This is a genomic window from Streptomyces naganishii JCM 4654, assembly GCF_014650575.1.
GTDB lineage: Bacteria > Actinomycetota > Actinomycetes > Streptomycetales > Streptomycetaceae > Streptomyces > Streptomyces naganishii.
Genome location: NZ_BMVF01000011.1, coordinates 24,800 through 38,649, shown reverse-complemented (window position 1 = coordinate 38,649; position 13,850 = coordinate 24,800). Strand labels below are relative to the sequence as shown.

The 13,850-nt window shown below is 71.3% G+C and carries 13 protein-coding genes and 3 pseudogenes; 10 read left to right on the top strand and 6 right to left on the bottom strand.

The window, feature by feature from the left end:
* The first annotated feature begins 2 nt into the window (after window positions 1-2).
* Both IE217_RS20805 and IE217_RS20800 read left to right on the top strand, forming a co-directional pair.
* Window positions 3-429 (top strand): annotated as a pseudogene (locus IE217_RS20805) (DUF302 domain-containing protein).
* Between the two features lie 26 nt (window positions 430-455).
* Entirely contained in the window at window positions 456-713 is a 258-nt protein-coding gene (locus tag IE217_RS20800; RefSeq protein WP_190179575.1) for a DUF1876 domain-containing protein, read from the top strand.
* A 407-nt stretch (window positions 714-1,120) separates the two neighbouring features.
* On the opposite strand, the pseudogene IE217_RS35270 reads toward IE217_RS20800, so the two are convergent.
* Together IE217_RS35270 and IE217_RS20790 are read right to left on the bottom strand one after the other, a co-directional pair.
* A pseudogene (locus IE217_RS35270) lies at window positions 1,121-1,462 on the bottom strand (universal stress protein); the annotation flags it as partial.
* 70 nt (window positions 1,463-1,532) lie between these two features.
* Window positions 1,533-2,219: an HdeD family acid-resistance protein gene (locus IE217_RS20790; RefSeq protein ID WP_190179574.1), complete on the bottom strand. Its 687-nt coding sequence runs from the start codon at window positions 2,217-2,219 to the stop codon at window positions 1,533-1,535.
* Between the two features lie 480 nt (window positions 2,220-2,699).
* Between IE217_RS20790 and IE217_RS20785 the strand changes: the two genes are divergently transcribed.
* The gene (locus IE217_RS20785; protein WP_190179410.1) at window positions 2,700-3,725 is read left to right on the top strand and encodes a 6-phosphofructokinase; all 1,026 of its coding nucleotides are present in this window, start codon (window positions 2,700-2,702) and stop codon (window positions 3,723-3,725) included.
* Window positions 3,726-3,758: 33 nt separating this feature from the next.
* On the opposite strand, the gene IE217_RS20780 is transcribed toward IE217_RS20785, so the two are convergent.
* Window positions 3,759-4,646 carry a universal stress protein gene (locus IE217_RS20780; RefSeq protein ID WP_190179409.1) on the bottom strand — a complete coding sequence of 296 codons (888 nt, stop codon included), beginning with the start codon at window positions 4,644-4,646 and terminating at the stop codon, window positions 3,759-3,761.
* 177 nt (window positions 4,647-4,823) lie between these two features.
* On the opposite strand from IE217_RS20780, the gene IE217_RS20775 reads away from it, so the two are divergent.
* Window positions 4,824-5,876, top strand: a complete 1,053-nt coding sequence (locus IE217_RS20775) for a class I fructose-bisphosphate aldolase (RefSeq protein WP_190179408.1) — start codon at window positions 4,824-4,826, stop codon at window positions 5,874-5,876.
* A gap of 49 nt (window positions 5,877-5,925) precedes the next feature.
* Here the strand turns inward: IE217_RS20775 and IE217_RS20770 are convergent.
* The 3 genes and pseudogenes from IE217_RS20770 to IE217_RS20760 form a co-directional block, all read right to left on the bottom strand.
* Window positions 5,926-6,606: pseudogene (locus IE217_RS20770) on the bottom strand (universal stress protein); the annotation flags it as partial.
* A complete protein-coding gene (locus tag IE217_RS20765; protein WP_190179406.1) occupies window positions 6,569-7,135 on the bottom strand; it encodes a cation-transporting P-type ATPase in 567 nt (188 codons plus the stop codon). The pseudogene IE217_RS20770 and the gene IE217_RS20765, both read right to left, overlap by 38 nt.
* Before the next feature lie 306 nt (window positions 7,136-7,441).
* The gene (locus tag IE217_RS20760) at window positions 7,442-8,002 is read right to left on the bottom strand and encodes a DUF1918 domain-containing protein (RefSeq protein WP_373298082.1); all 561 of its coding nucleotides are present in this window, start codon (window positions 8,000-8,002) and stop codon (window positions 7,442-7,444) included.
* A 221-nt stretch (window positions 8,003-8,223) separates the two neighbouring features.
* Here IE217_RS20760 and IE217_RS20755 point away from each other — a divergent pair, with 221 nt between their 5' ends.
* The 6 genes from IE217_RS20755 (at window position 8,224) to IE217_RS20730 (ending at window position 13,850) form a co-directional block, all read left to right on the top strand.
* On the top strand, window positions 8,224-9,096 hold the full coding sequence (locus IE217_RS20755) for a universal stress protein (protein WP_190179405.1): 873 nt from the start codon (window positions 8,224-8,226) through the stop codon (window positions 9,094-9,096).
* A gap of 109 nt (window positions 9,097-9,205) precedes the next feature.
* Window positions 9,206-10,681, top strand: coding sequence for a bifunctional aminoglycoside phosphotransferase/ATP-binding protein (locus tag IE217_RS20750; RefSeq protein ID WP_190179572.1), 1,476 nt, complete (start codon window positions 9,206-9,208; stop codon window positions 10,679-10,681).
* A 56-nt stretch (window positions 10,682-10,737) separates the two neighbouring features.
* On the top strand, window positions 10,738-11,313 hold the full coding sequence (locus IE217_RS20745) for a hydrogenase maturation protease (protein WP_229865451.1): 576 nt from the start codon (window positions 10,738-10,740) through the stop codon (window positions 11,311-11,313).
* 94 nt (window positions 11,314-11,407) lie between these two features.
* The gene (locus IE217_RS20740; protein WP_190179404.1) at window positions 11,408-12,577 is read left to right on the top strand and encodes a 4Fe-4S dicluster domain-containing protein; all 1,170 of its coding nucleotides are present in this window, start codon (window positions 11,408-11,410) and stop codon (window positions 12,575-12,577) included.
* Window positions 12,574-13,047, top strand: a complete 474-nt coding sequence (locus IE217_RS20735; protein WP_190179403.1) for a cyclic nucleotide-binding domain-containing protein — start codon at window positions 12,574-12,576, stop codon at window positions 13,045-13,047. The genes IE217_RS20740 and IE217_RS20735 overlap by 4 nt, the downstream gene beginning before the upstream one ends.
* Complete coding sequence (locus IE217_RS20730; RefSeq protein ID WP_190179402.1) at window positions 13,044-13,850, top strand: FAD/NAD(P)-binding protein; 807 nt, start codon at window positions 13,044-13,046, stop codon at window positions 13,848-13,850. The genes IE217_RS20735 and IE217_RS20730 overlap by 4 nt, the downstream gene beginning before the upstream one ends.

Genomic DNA, 13,850 nt, shown 5'->3' with positions numbered 1-13,850 from the left:
CTGTGAGGAAGGGCAATCTCACCAGTTACGACCGCACCGTGCACCTCGACGCCGAATTCGCCACGGTCCTTGGCCGGGTACGCGAGGCGCCGGCCGGACAGGGTTTCGGCGTGCTGACGGAGATCGATATCACGGCGACGCTCAAGGCCAAGCTCGACCACGAGATGGTGGACTACGTCATCCTGGGCGCCTGCAACCCGGCCCTCGCTCACCGGGTCCTGGAGACGGACCGCTCCATCGGGCTGCTGCTGCCCTGCAACGTGGTCGTCCGCAGGGACGGGACCGCACCGCCGTAAAGGCCCTCGACCCGAACACCATGGTCGCCCTGCCGGACTCGATGCCCTGCGCCCCGTCGCCGAGGAGGCCACCCGCCGCCTCGACGCCGCCCTCGCTTCGCCCACCGGGGCAGGCACGGACGGCGCACGTTGACGCGCTCAGGAACGGAAGTGATCACGATGGAAGCCAAGCGTTGGACAGTGCAGATCTACATCTCGGAGGAGGGCGACGAGACGAACGCACGTGCCGTGCTCACCACCCGCGACAGTTCGTCGGTCACGGGCCGTGGGACGGCTCGGCGCAACCCGGTCGACCGGCCGGTACCGGAGATCGGTGACGAGCTGGCCGCCAGCCGGGCCTTGGAGGACCTCGCCTTCAGGCTGCACGACGTGGCCGCCGCCGACATCGTCGACATGGCCGGCCCCGTTCGCTCGTGACGACACCACTCCCGGGGGTGGCTCCGATGCTCACCAGGGCCGGATGGCCCTGGTGGCGCTGCAAGCGATGTGGTGTTCTGAAGGTGACGGGAAGGACCGACCGAGGAAGACGCGGAGCACGGCAGCATCCGGCACCGCGCAATCAGGATCCGCGAGAAGCGGATGGTCCTTCCCGTCCACTCACGCGGGCGCACAGTCAGTCGTGCGCGACGACCGCGACGGGTGCGGCGGTGTGGTGCAGGACCCCGTGGGCATGTGAGTACCGAACAGACTGCGGCGCGCCCGCCGGCCCACGACGACCAACGAGGCCCCCTGGGAGGCGTCGACCATGAGCCGCGCGGCGCTGCGCGGACGAACACCACGGGCCGTTTCGCGTGCGCCGCAACGGACAGGCCCACGGAGCCGAGGACGAAGCCGCTGACTCCGCCCAGGGCGCGTGAGCCCAGTACCAGGAGTTCGGCCTCGCTCGCCGCCTCACAGAGTGCTTCGACAGGCCGTCCGGTGCGGTACTCGATGTTCACCTGGATGCGCGAGTGGCGCAGTCGCAGGCTTTCTCCCACCTCTCGAAGCATGTGTTCGGCCTGGTCCCGGCTCGCCTCCACGCCGAGAAGCGGGGCCTGCACCACGGGCTGCCAGGCGTGGACCACTCTCAGCGGCAGCCCCAGCAGTCCGGCCTCCCGGGCCGCCCCTTCGGCAGCGGCCCGGCTCTCGGGCGAGCCGTCCACCCCGACAGTGACGTTGCGCGGCATGCTCTCCGCCTCCTGCTGCACGTGCCCCGTCAGGCCTGCCGAAGGGTCGCGTCCGGTGGCAGGGCCCCCGTCAGTGCTGCGGGTGCGGGTGCGGATGGAACACGGATCGCCGTTGCTTCGAGGCGGTGCCCTCGGCGAGGTGACCGGTTTCGACACGCAACTGCACTGCGTGGAACACCTCGACGGCACCCAGGACGATGGCCATGATGCCCGCCACCAGGGTGAGCACACCGAGTGAGCCGAACGGCATGATGATCAACACGATGCCCGCGAGGAGCGTGATGATCCCCAGGCCCAGAAGCCAGCCACGTGCGGGGAGGTCGCGCGAAGAGATCGCGACCGCCGTCATCATGACACCTCGCAGCAACCATCCGAAGCCGATCCAGAGCGCGAGCAGCAGGATCGATTCCAGGGTGCCCCGGAAGCAGATGAGCCCGAGCAGCACACACAGCGCACCGGTGATGAAGTGCAGCGCACGCAGATGCGCCGGCACGTGCGCGCCAAAGGTCGCGGCCAGTTGGAAGACGCCACTGACCAGCAGGTAGACACCGAAGGCGATGCCGATGACGCGCAGCGTCTCACCCGGCCATGCGAGGACGACCACCCCCAGGGCTATTGACGCCAGACCGATGGTGAGCAGCGCCTGCCAGCCGAAGTTCGCCACAGCCGTCAGGTCCTCAGCGCGCCGTTGCGAAGCAGCAGCGTCCTGGGTCTCACTTGGCGGGGTGTTCCCCGCGGAAGCGGAGGGGAATGTCATGTCATCCACCTCGTCGAGTATGAGAAGTGCGGTCAGCTAGCACTTATATCGTCACTCCTCGGACCCTGCTCCGCACTCGTTGACTGCCCGGCCCCGGCGTGAGTCTCCCGGTGATCGTGGCCCACAGCCGCGCCCGTGTGCGGTACGCCCGCGACGGGACACTGGGCGCGGTGCAGCAACGCATGGCACGTCGTGCAGGACGGTCTCAGTGGCGGCCCAGTCGACCGCCTCCGGGCTTGCCTGGACCCGCCCACGGCCACCAGAGGAATCGTCACCGCGGCCGTCTCCTCTCGCCGTGCGTCCTCGTCAGCGTCGTAGGAGACGTGGTCCGCCGCCAGCCACGCAGCCGCACACCCACCATGCCAAGTGGCCACCGCCGATCGAACGGGGTGAGGCTGGAATGAAGTAGTCGAGCACGGCTTGTCCCCGATCGCCGAACAGTCGGCGGTCAGACGGGCTGACCAGTGGCGGGAGGAGCCCATGAAGGTCGGAGTGCTGACCGGCGGGGGTGACTGCCCCGGCCTGAACGCCGTGATCCGCAGCGTCGTCCGCAAGGGCGTGCAGGACTACGGCTTCGACTTCGTCGGTGTACGGGACGGATGGCTCGGCCTGCTGCAGAACGCCGTTCGGCCGCTTGACGTCTCCGGCGTGCGCGGGATCCTCCCGCGCGGCGGGACCATCCTCGGTTCCTCCCGCACCAATCCGTTCAAACACGAGGACGGCCTGCGCCGTGTGCGGGACACCATCGCCGCACACGGCGTCGACGCCCTCGTCGTGATCGGCGGCGAGGACACCCTCGGCGTGGCCACCGAGCTGCACCGGGAGGGAATTCCCCTGGTCGGCGTGCCGAAGACGATCGACAACGACGTCTCCGGTACCGACTACACCTTCGGCTTCAACACCGCCGTGAGCATCGCGACCGAGGCCATCGACCGCCTGCACACCACCGCCGAATCGCACATGAGGACCCTCGTGGTCGAGGTGATGGGACGGCACTCCGGGTGGATCGCCCTGCACGCCGGCATCGCCGGCGGTGCCAACGTGATCCTCATTCCGGAGCGACCGTTCGACCTCGAGCAGGTGCACGAGCAGGTCAACAGCCGATTCGAGATCAATTACGCGCCCATCGTCGTGGTCGCCGAAGGCGCGGTCCCCAAAGAGGGACAGATGATCCTCAAGGATCAATCACTCGACGAGTTCGGACATGTGCGGCTGTCCGGCATCGGCGAATGGCTGGCCCGGGAGCTCTCGCAACGCACCGGCAAGGAGGCCCGCACCACGGTGCTGGGTCACATCCAGCGTGGCGGCACACCCAGCGCCTTCGACCGCTGGCTGGCCACGCGCTTCGGGCTGCACGCCATCGACGCGGTCAAGGACGGCGACTTCGGTGCCATGGTCGCCCTGCAGGGCACCCGCATCGTCCGCATCCCCCTGTCCGAGGCCACAGCGCAGCCCAAGCTGGTCGATCCGGCGCTCTACGACGAAGTACAGGTGTTCTTCGGCTGACCGGCCCCCGCCCCCGGCACGCCCCCTGCCGGTTCAGCCGTCATGCGGCACGACAGCCACCGGACAGCCGGCGTGTTGCAGTACCGCGCACGCGACGGGCCCCAACCGGCCTTCGGGTGATCGCGAGCGCGTCCGGCGGCCGACGACGAGGAGAGCCGCACCCTGAGACACGTGCAGCAGCGCTTCCGCCGGGTGCATCAGCATGACATCCGTGCGGACCACGACGTCCGGGTGCCGCTCCCGCCATGGGCGCAACGCGTCGGAGAGCTGCAAGTCCTCCTGGTCCTCCCAGGTCGCGCGGTCTTCCTCGGTCACGACCAGGGTCTGCGAGGAGACGGCCTCGGCGGGGAATTCCCAGGCATGGACCATGCGCAGGCCCGTTCCGTAGGCCTCGGCGGCCTCGAACGCGAAGCCCACCACCGCACCGGCCGCGCGGTGCGCGTTCAAGCCCCCCACCACCGGTGCGGCGGCACGTGCGGCACGCGTCCTCTCCGCGAAGATGCCGGACCTCTCAGGAACCAGCACGACAGGGCACGAGGCGGCACCAGCCGTCCGCAAGGCGACCCGGCCGACCGCCAGCCCGTCGAACCCGCCCGTGCCCCGCATGCCGACGACGAGGAGCCCGGCGTCCGAGGACGCGGCGAGAAGCGCTGTATCCGGGGCATCGCCCGCCTGCTCGCACAGCACCTCGACATCCCGGTGGCGGTCGCGGAGGTCGACGGCCACCCGCTGGAGCAAAAGCTCGCCCAGCTCGCGCAGCCTGTCCGTCGCCGAACCCGTCACCGCTGGGCCCGGCAACGGTGGAGACCCGTGGACCAGACGCAGAGGAACGCCACGCACCGCGGCCTCGACCGCGGCCCAGTCGGCTGCCACCAGACTGCTCTCGGATCCGTCGACACCCGCCAGCACAGCCTGGCTCATCACGTCCCTCCTCGTCCCGTCCCACAGTCGCGCGAACGTCACACGCTCACCTCACGTCCCACTCCACTGTTCCACCACGCGCGCGCGGGGGCCGCCCGGCGCCTTCGAATGGGGCCAGGCTCGGTGGGAACCCGATGTCCCACCTTCGGCGTACCGGACTACCGGAGAGGCGAGCCGATGACCGATATCCAGAGCTTGCTGGGGGACGAGGCCACAGACCTGCTCACGTACACCGCTCAGGGCATTGCCAAGGAAGAACTGGTGCTCCCAGGGCCGGACTTCGTCGACCGGAGCCTCGCCGCGACCGATCGCTCCCCCCGCGTGCTGCGCAACCTCCAGTCCCTCTTCGGCCACGGCCGTCTGGCCGGCACGGGACATGTGTCGATCCTGCCGGTCGACCAGGGCATCGAGCACTCCGCGGCCTCGGCCTTCGCCGCGAACCCCCGATATCTCGATCCCAAGAACATCGTCGAGCTCGCCCTCGACGGCGGCTGCAACGCCGTCGCCAGCACGCTCGGCGTGCTCGGGGCCGTCTCGCGGCGGTACGCGCACAGGATCCCCTTCATCGTCAAGCTCAACCACAACGAGTTGCTGACCTATCCGAACCATTACGACCAGATCATGTTCGGCACCGTGGAGCAGTGCTTCGACCTGGGCGCGGTCGGCGTCGGCGCGACGGTCTATTTCGGCTCGGAGGAGTCCGACCGCCAGTTGCAGGAGGTCAGCGAGGCCTTCGCGCACGCCCACGCGCTGGGCATGTTCACCGTGCTGTGGTGCTACCTGCGCAACCCCGCCTTCAAGAAGGACGGAGTGGACTACGCGGTGTCGGCCGACCTGACCGGTCAGGCCAATCACTTGGGCGTGACCATCGAGGCCGACATCGTCAAGCAGAAGCAGCCGGAGAACAACGGCGGCTACCCGGCTCTGAACTTCGGCAAGACCGACCAGCGCCTCTACGACAGGCTCGCCACCGGCCACCCGATCGAGCTCACGCGCTGGCAGGTCGCCACCTGCTACATGGGCCGGGCCAGCCTCATCAACAGCGGCGGCGCGTCGGCCGGCCAAGGGGATCTCGCCCAGGCCGTACGGACAGCGGTGATCAACAAACGGGCCGGCGGCACAGGGCTCATCACCGGCCGCAAAGCCTTTCAGCGGCCCACCCAGGAGGGCATTGAACTTCTGCACGCCGTGCAGGACGTCTACCTCGACGCCGACGTCACCGTGGCCTGACCGGAACCGGCCCGTCCGGAGCTTGCCGCGAGACGCGCCCGCTGCGGCCCTATGAGCGTTCGGGTACCACGGCGACCGGGCAGGGCGAGTGGTGCACGACGGCGTGAGTGGCGCGGCCGAGCTGAAGGCCGAAGTGCCCGGAGCGGCGCCGGGCCCCGACGACGAGCAGGTCGGCCTCGTGAGCTGCGGCCAGGAGAGCCCCGCGTGCCGGGCCCTCAACGGTGCGGCGCCGCGTCTCCAGTCCCGGTGGCACATCCCGCAGCGCCCTCTCCAACGCCTCGGCGGCCCGCTCCTCGTACACCCGCTCCGGCTCCCCGGCGATCAGCGGGTGGTCGATCGTCTCGTGCGCGGGGCAGCGCCAGGCCCGTACGGCATACAGAAGGGCCGTTCGCCGTGCGGCCTCCTGCGCGGCGAAGCGGACCGCGGCCGCGCAGGCTTCCCCGACACCGACGACGACTCGGCCGTGCACCGGCACGCGGGCCTGGTTGTCGTGGCTTGCCCGCACCACGATCACGGGGCAGTCGGCATGCGCGGCGACGAACAGGCTCACCGAACCGAGCAGCACGTTCGCCACACCGCTGCGGCCCCGGTTGCCCACCACCAGGGCGGACGCGTTCTTGCCTTCCCGCACCAGGGCGTACGCCGGCTCCTCGGGGAGGGCGGCCATGCTGATCGGCAGGCCGGCCTGCCGATCACGGGCACGGTGGGCGCCGGCCCGGACGACGTCCTCGGCCATGACCCGGGCACCGTACGGGGAGCTCCAGGACAACCGCATCGCGCACCACCCGGCACTGGTGCGGAACCATGGCCTGCAGGGTCTGGGCGGTCCGCTCCGCCGAGTACTCCTGGGCGAAGCCGATGACCGCGTTCAGCACCACGACACAGAGGATCGCCACAGCGAGCTGCAACGTGCCCGTGTCCCTCGGTTGTTGAAGCGCGTAGGCGATGAAGGTGATGGCCGAGGCCACCATCAGCACGACCGCGAACAGATCCGCGAACTGGCCCGCGAGCCGACGCCACACCGCGGGGCACCGGGCGGCGGGCAGTTCGTTCGGTCCCCCGGCCTGAAGGCGCGTCCGCGCCGTGGCGGCGGACAGACCACGCGGTGAGCTCTCCAGCGTTCCGAAGACGTCGGTGACGGCCTGGGCGTGCAGCGGCTGCCGGGAGACGCGGCCGGACGATGGCGACGCCGGCGTGCCTGGCCGCCCGGTGGCCGGACCCCTCTCGTCCCCCTGCCGAGTGGGACGCAGCACCTTCATGACACAGCCCCGGGCCGGGCGGCCGCCGACTCGTGCGGCGCCTCGCGCACGACCGTGAGCTGCCCCTCGGGAGGCCGAGCGGTGGCAGTGCCCACCGTGCGGTGGGGAACCCCGGCACTCCTGGGCGTCGTCGAGCTCCGCGGCCCGCCTGTGCGAAGCCGGTGACCAAGCCGCGCCCGCAATGGGGCTCGACGTGCGTGTCGGCCACCTGCGGATGGTCGCGCCCGAGTCCACCCGGCACAGGCACATGATGACGGGCAGGACCGCGATCCGGTAAGAGACAGCCAGGTCACCATCGGCCCCGCCTCACCGGTCCGCCGGTGCGATCCGGCGTCCCGTCAGTCGGGTGAGAGCCACCCTCGCCCACAGCGGGCGCGCTCCGCCCGCCCAGGGTTCGGAGTGTGGCCGCTCCTGAAGCCGGCGGAGCATCTCCGGGGCGCCGACGGCGTCTGCACGACCCACCTCGAGCACGCTCCGACCGCGGCTCGTCGCCTCGTCCACATGGTCGACTTCGAAGGCGGCGTCGCTGCCTACGGCTCCGGCGGTGGTGGGGCCGGGCGCGGTGCGGAAGAACACGTCATCGTCCGACGCGGCGTAGTCGACCGGGCGCGCGGCGGGCACGACGGGCGCCGCAGCCGGTGCACCGGCTGGCGGCCCCTTGGCCGGCGCCTCCCGGCCCAGCACGGGCCGGACGCGCGCGTCCGGCCCGGGGAAGACCAGCGCGATCTCGTTCGCGTCCCACCATCGCACCTCGTACGGGGGGCCGTCGTCGTGGTGCAGGCGACCGATCTCACCGTCACGCCGGGTGACACCGGTGACCGGGTTCTCCACGACCAGTCGATCACCTGGCTGAGCGTGCATGGTCATGCCCTCTCCCATGAAGCGCGTTTCCCAGCATCACCCGGCAGTAGTACCCGCACCAACGATCCCGAGGTCCCCCCCGGTGGGGACGTAAGGCTCGGTTTCGTGACCTGCCGGCCTGCTCCATCGGACGGGAACCCGAGCCCGGTCGGCGCTGCACATGCGCCGGACGGCGTGATGCGGTAGTTCTCGAGTCAGAACGCACGGTGCTGACGGAGGGCGCGGCCATGGAACCGGTCGTCACCGTGGGCCTCGACGGCTCACCCGAGAGTCTCGCCGCGGCCCGCTGGGCCGCCGACGAGGCCGCCGAGCGCGGGATCGCTCTGCGCCTGCTGCACGCGTGGCCGCACCTCGTCCCGGAGCCGACCCGGGTCCCGGCGGAATCCGATCAAAACGCCTGGGCAAGACATCTGCTGCGCTCCACGCGGACCGAACTCCAGCAGCGCCATCCGAATCTGTCCGTCGTCGAGGCCCTGGTCGCCGACGATGCCCAGAACGCCTTGCTCCAGGCGGCTTCGGATGCCGGGTCGGAGATGGTGGTGCTCGGATCACGAGGCCTGGAGCCCGTCGAGAGTTACTTCGTGGGTGACGTCAGCATGCCCGTCGTCGTACGGTCCGTACGGCCGGTGGTGCTGGTGCGCGCCCGCAGCGCGGAGCAGGAACCGCCATCCCGTACGCCCTTCCCCGGCGTGATCGTGGCCCTGAAACTGTCGGGATCATCCGACGACCTGCTCGATTTCGCCTTCCGCACAGCCGCTGCCAGGGGAGTCGGTCTCCTGGCCATTCACGGCAAGCGGGTACCTCTGCCCGCGGACGTGCCCCTGGCCGCCGATGCCGACGAACCGATGACGCAGGAGCCGCGCAACGAGTTGGACGCGGCGCTGCGCCCATGGCGGGAGAAGTACCCGCGGGTGAGCGCGACCGGCAGTGTCCGCCTCACCGGCCCCGCCGAAGCCGTCGTACGCGCCGCCGAAGGCGCGGTGCTGCTGGTCGTCGGCCGGCGCCGGCACCACCTGGGCACGGCGCCCCGTCTCGGACCCGTGGCTCAGGCCGCCGTCCACCACGGGCGCTGCCCCGTGGCCGTCGTTCCTCATGACTGAGTCCGGCGTCCCCGCGGAACCGGCCCGCCCGGTGCCCGGGTCGGACCCGTCCGCGCTCCGTGCCGGTGACCACGGCGTGGGCCACCGCGGAGCGCTGCCGCGAGCAGAGGTGTGCGAGACCCACACAGCGACCCTGTTCTTCGCCGGCGACCGCGTCTACAAGCTGAAGAAGCCGGTGGATCTGGGGTTTCTGGACTACACCACGGTGACGGCCCGCCGGGCCGCGTGCGAACGAGAGATCGCGCTCAACCGGCGTTTCGCCCCTGACGTCTATCTGGGCGTGGGCGAGCTGCGCAGCCCGGGTGCACAGGAAGCGGAACCGCTGGTGGTGATGCGCCGCATGCCGGCGGATCGCCGTCTGTCCCGGCTGGTGCGCCACGGCGTCGACGTCAGCGATGTCCTGCGGGCCGTCGCCCGGCGCCTCGCCGCGTGGCACGCGAAGGCACCTCGCGGCCGCCACGTGGACGAACAGGGCACCCGCGACGCGTTGTCGTCGCGTTGGGAAGCGAGCTTCGCACAGGTCCGCTCGCTGGCTGCCGAAGGCCTCGTGGCGGACACCGTGCCGGAGACCGAGCGGCTGGTGCGCCGCTACCTCGCCGGCCGCAAAACCTTGTTCGCTGCGCGCATCGAACAAGGGCGGGTCGTCGACGGCCACGGCGACCTGCTCGCCGATGACATCTTCTGCCTCGACGATGGTCCCCGCGTCCTGGACTGCCTCGAGTTCGACGACGGCCTGCGCTACGTCGACGGCCTCGACGACGCCGCCTTCCTCGCCATGGACCTGGAACAGCTCGGCGCGCGGGAGGCCGCGGCGTACTTCCTCGCCCGGTACAGCGAGTATTCCGGCGACCCCGCGCCCTCTTCCCTGTGGCATCACTACATCGCCTACCGCGCGTTCGTCCGCGCCAAGGTCTCCCTCATCCAGGCACGGCAGTCAGCGCCGGGCGCGGAGTCGGCGGCGGGACGGCTGGCCTCCACGGCACTGCGGCACCTGCGCTCCTCCGCCGTCCGTCTCGTCGTCGTCGGCGGGCTGCCGGGCAGCGGGAAGTCCACCCTGTCCGGTGCGTTGGCCAGCCGGCTCGGCGTGTCGCTGCTGAGCAGCGACCGGCTGCGCAAGGAGTTGGCGGGCATCCCGGCGGAGCAGTCCGCGTCGGCCCGGTACGGCGAAGGCCTCTACACACCCGAGTGGACGGCCAGGACCTACGCCGCCCTGCTGGAGCGCGCGGCCGCCTTGCTGTCCCGCGGCGAGTCCGTCGTGCTGGACGCCACCTGGACCTCCACGCAGCAGCGGGAAGCGGCGCTCCGCACGGCCGAGAGCACGAGCGCGGACCTCGTGGCCCTGCACTGCCAGGTGCCCGGTGCCGTGTCCGTGGCCCGCCTGGGAGCACGCGGCCCCGGAACATCGGACGCCGACCCGGACATCGCGTCCGCCATGGCGGTCAGGGAACCGCCCTGGGCCGAGGCCGTCGCGGTGGACACCAGTGGCCCGCTCGAGTCGGCGGTCGCTCAGGCGCTCGCGGCCGTACGCCCGTGGGGCACCGGCCTGGCTCCGGTCTTCCGCCGTCCGTACATGGAGCCCGACTGAGGCCGGCCGTGCTTCGCCGGGCCGTCGGGAGCCGCGGGCGAGAGAGAGGAGTCGTGGTGAGGACGTCGGCCGGTGCGGTGGTCGTCGGGGTCGGCAATGTGTTCCGGCGGGACGACGGTGTCGGCCCCGCCGTGCTTGCCCTGCTCGAGGAGCGCGCCCTCGCGGGGCCACTGCCGCACGGCACCGTGCTCCGGGAGTGCGACGGGGATCCCGGGAGGCTGCTCGGGCTGTGGGAGAACGCCGGCCTCGCGGTCGTCGTCGACGCCTGCTTCCCGCCCTCCGCACACCCCGGACGCGTGCACCGGTGGTGCCCCGTCCCTGGCGCCACGCCGGTTCCCACGGGCGCCCGGCGGCACAGCACGCACGGCCTCGGGCTCCTGGAGACCATTCGCCTGGCCCACAGTCTCGGACGGAAGCCCGGTCGCCTCGTCGTGTACGCGGTCGAAGGAGCCGAACGCTGCCTCGGCACCGGACTGACGCCGTCGGTGGCGCGGGCGGTCCTGCCGCTGACGGAACATGTCGAGCGGGACCTCGTGCGGCACGCCGAAGCGGTCGGACGCTATCGGCGGCTCCGCGCGGGCGCAGACGGGACACGCCGGAGCGCATGCGTCCCTTCGAGCGCCCCTCCCTGACACCCTGTCAGTGATCGCCGGTGAGCAGCCGTGGACCCGCGCGACGACACGAGCACCTCCCCGCCCGGGAGGCCCGGACCGAGGGGAATGAGACATGACCGGCCCCGGTGACATCCGAGCCGCGTCCGGCGCACCGACCGAGGCGGTACTCGGCCGTGACGGACTCGATGCGTTGGTTCAGGTCCTGAAGCGGCAAGGTCGTACGGTGGTCGGCCCCACCGTCCGTGACCGCGCCGTCGTCCTGGCCGAACTGGACTCGGCGGACGAGCTGCCCCACGGGTGGGGCGTGGAACTCGAGGCCGGGCGGTACCGCGTCCGCCGCAGAACGGACGGTGCCGTGTTCGCGCACAGCGCCGGACCGCAGTCCTGGAAATCGTTCCTGCACCCTCCCCGAGTGCGCCAGTGGACCGCCGAGCGTGACGCCGACGGTGGACTGACCGTGCGCGAGGACGAACCGCCGGGCGTGTCGTACGCCTTCCTCGGGGTGCGCGCCTGTGACCTGCACGCCATCCGCATCCTCGACCGTGTGATGATCGGCGGCAAGTACCCCGATCCCGCCTACGGCTCCCGCCGGAAGGGAGTCTTCCTCGTCGCGGCCGAGTGCACCGAGCCCGGCGCCACCTGCTTCTGCGTCTCCATGGGCACCGGGCCCGCCGTCGACACCGGCTACGACCTCGCCCTCACCGAGGTCGTCGACGACGGCGGCCACCGCTTCCTGTGCCGCAGCGGCAGCGAGGAGGGCGCCGCCGTACTCGCGGAACTGCCCCGGCACCAGGCGGACGAGGTCACTCGCACCGCGGCCGCCGAAGCCGTACGGCGGGCCGCCGGGAACATGGGCCGGTCCATGCCGCCCACCGACCTGCGCGCGCTGATGCGCGACAACCTCGAGGCCGACCGCTGGGACGACGTCACCGCCCGCTGCTTGAACTGCGGCAACTGCACCATGGTCTGCCCCACCTGCTTCTGCACGACCACCGAGGACGTCAGCGATCTGACCGGCGACCACGCCGAGCGCTGGCGCCGCTGGGACTCCTGCTACGACCTGGACTTCACCCTGCTGCACGGTGGACCGGTCCGGGCGAGCGAACGCAGCCGCTACCGCCAGTGGCTCACCCACAAGATCGGCACCTGGCACGATCAGTTCGGCAGTACCGGCTGCGTCGGCTGCGGCCGGTGCATCGTCTGGTGCCCCACCGGCATCGACCTCACCGAGGAGGCACACGCCCTCCACCAGGAGGCCACGCGGCAGAGGCCGACGCCATGAGCCGCCCAGGTCCCGTCCCGTCGACAGGGCTGATCGGGTCCTTGCCCCCCGGGCACCGCGAGCGGCTCCTGACCCTCGCACACGAGGTCGACCACCCGGCTCTCACTCGTCTGTTCGAAGAGGGTGGCCGGGCCGACCGCTTCTGGATCGTCCGCACCGGCACGGTCGCACTCGACATCCACCTCCCCGGCCGCGGGCCGGCCGTCGTGGAGACGATTGGCGCCGGCGGCCTCGTGGGCTGGTCGTGGTTGTGCCCACCGCACGAGTGGCACCTGGGGGCCGAGACCAGAAGCCAGGTGGAGGCCTGGCAGTTCGACGCTGCCGAGGTGCGGGCCGTGTGCGCCGCTCACCCGGAGTTCGGCCTGCCACTGGTCACCCTGGTCGCCGAGACGATCGGCCGCCGACTGCGCGCGACCCGCACCCGCCTTCTGGACCTGTACGGGCCACAGCCGGGGGCGCCGAGTCCATGACCTTGGTACCTCTGCCCCATCGCCTGATGAGCCGTCACCGCGAGACCGCCGACACGGTCACGTTCGAGCTGGAGCCGCTCAGCGGCGGACTCGGGCCTTTCGCCCCGGGGCAGTACGCCATGCTGTACGCGTTCGGGATCGGGGAGATCCCGGTCTCGGTGTGCCGCACGGCAGGGGGCGGCCGGCTGACGCATACCGTCCGCGCGGTCGGGGCCGTCTCCCGGAAGCTGTGCGATCTGCCGACGGGCGCATCGGTCGGCGTACGCGGCCCCTTCGGAACCGGGTGGAACCTGCGGGCCGCCCGGGGGCACGATCTGCTCGTCGTCGCCGGTGGCATCGGACTCGCCCCGCTACGCCCCCTGATCGACTCCGTCCTGGCCGAGCCCGCGGCGTACGGGAGGCTGAACGTCCTGGTCGGTGCCCGCACCCCCGGCGATCTGCTGTACCGCACGGAGCTGCCCGCCTGGCGGCGCCCGTTCGGGGCCGTCACGGTGGACCGACCCGCCGGCGGCTGGACCGGCCGGGTCGGAGTCGTCACCGCGCTGCTCGACGAGGCTTTGTTCACCCCCGAGAACACCACAGCGTTCATCTGCGGTCCGGAAGTGATGATGCGCGCCACCGCCCGCGAGCTGGTCCACCGGGGCCTGCCCGCTGGTCGTGTGCAGCTCTCCCTGGAGCGGAACATGCGCTGCGCCACCGGCCACTGCGGGCACTGCCAGCTGGGTCCGCTGCTGCTATGCCGTGACGGCCCCGTCGTCCTCTACGACCGAACCGAGCCGCTGCTTACCGTAAGGGAGTTGTGA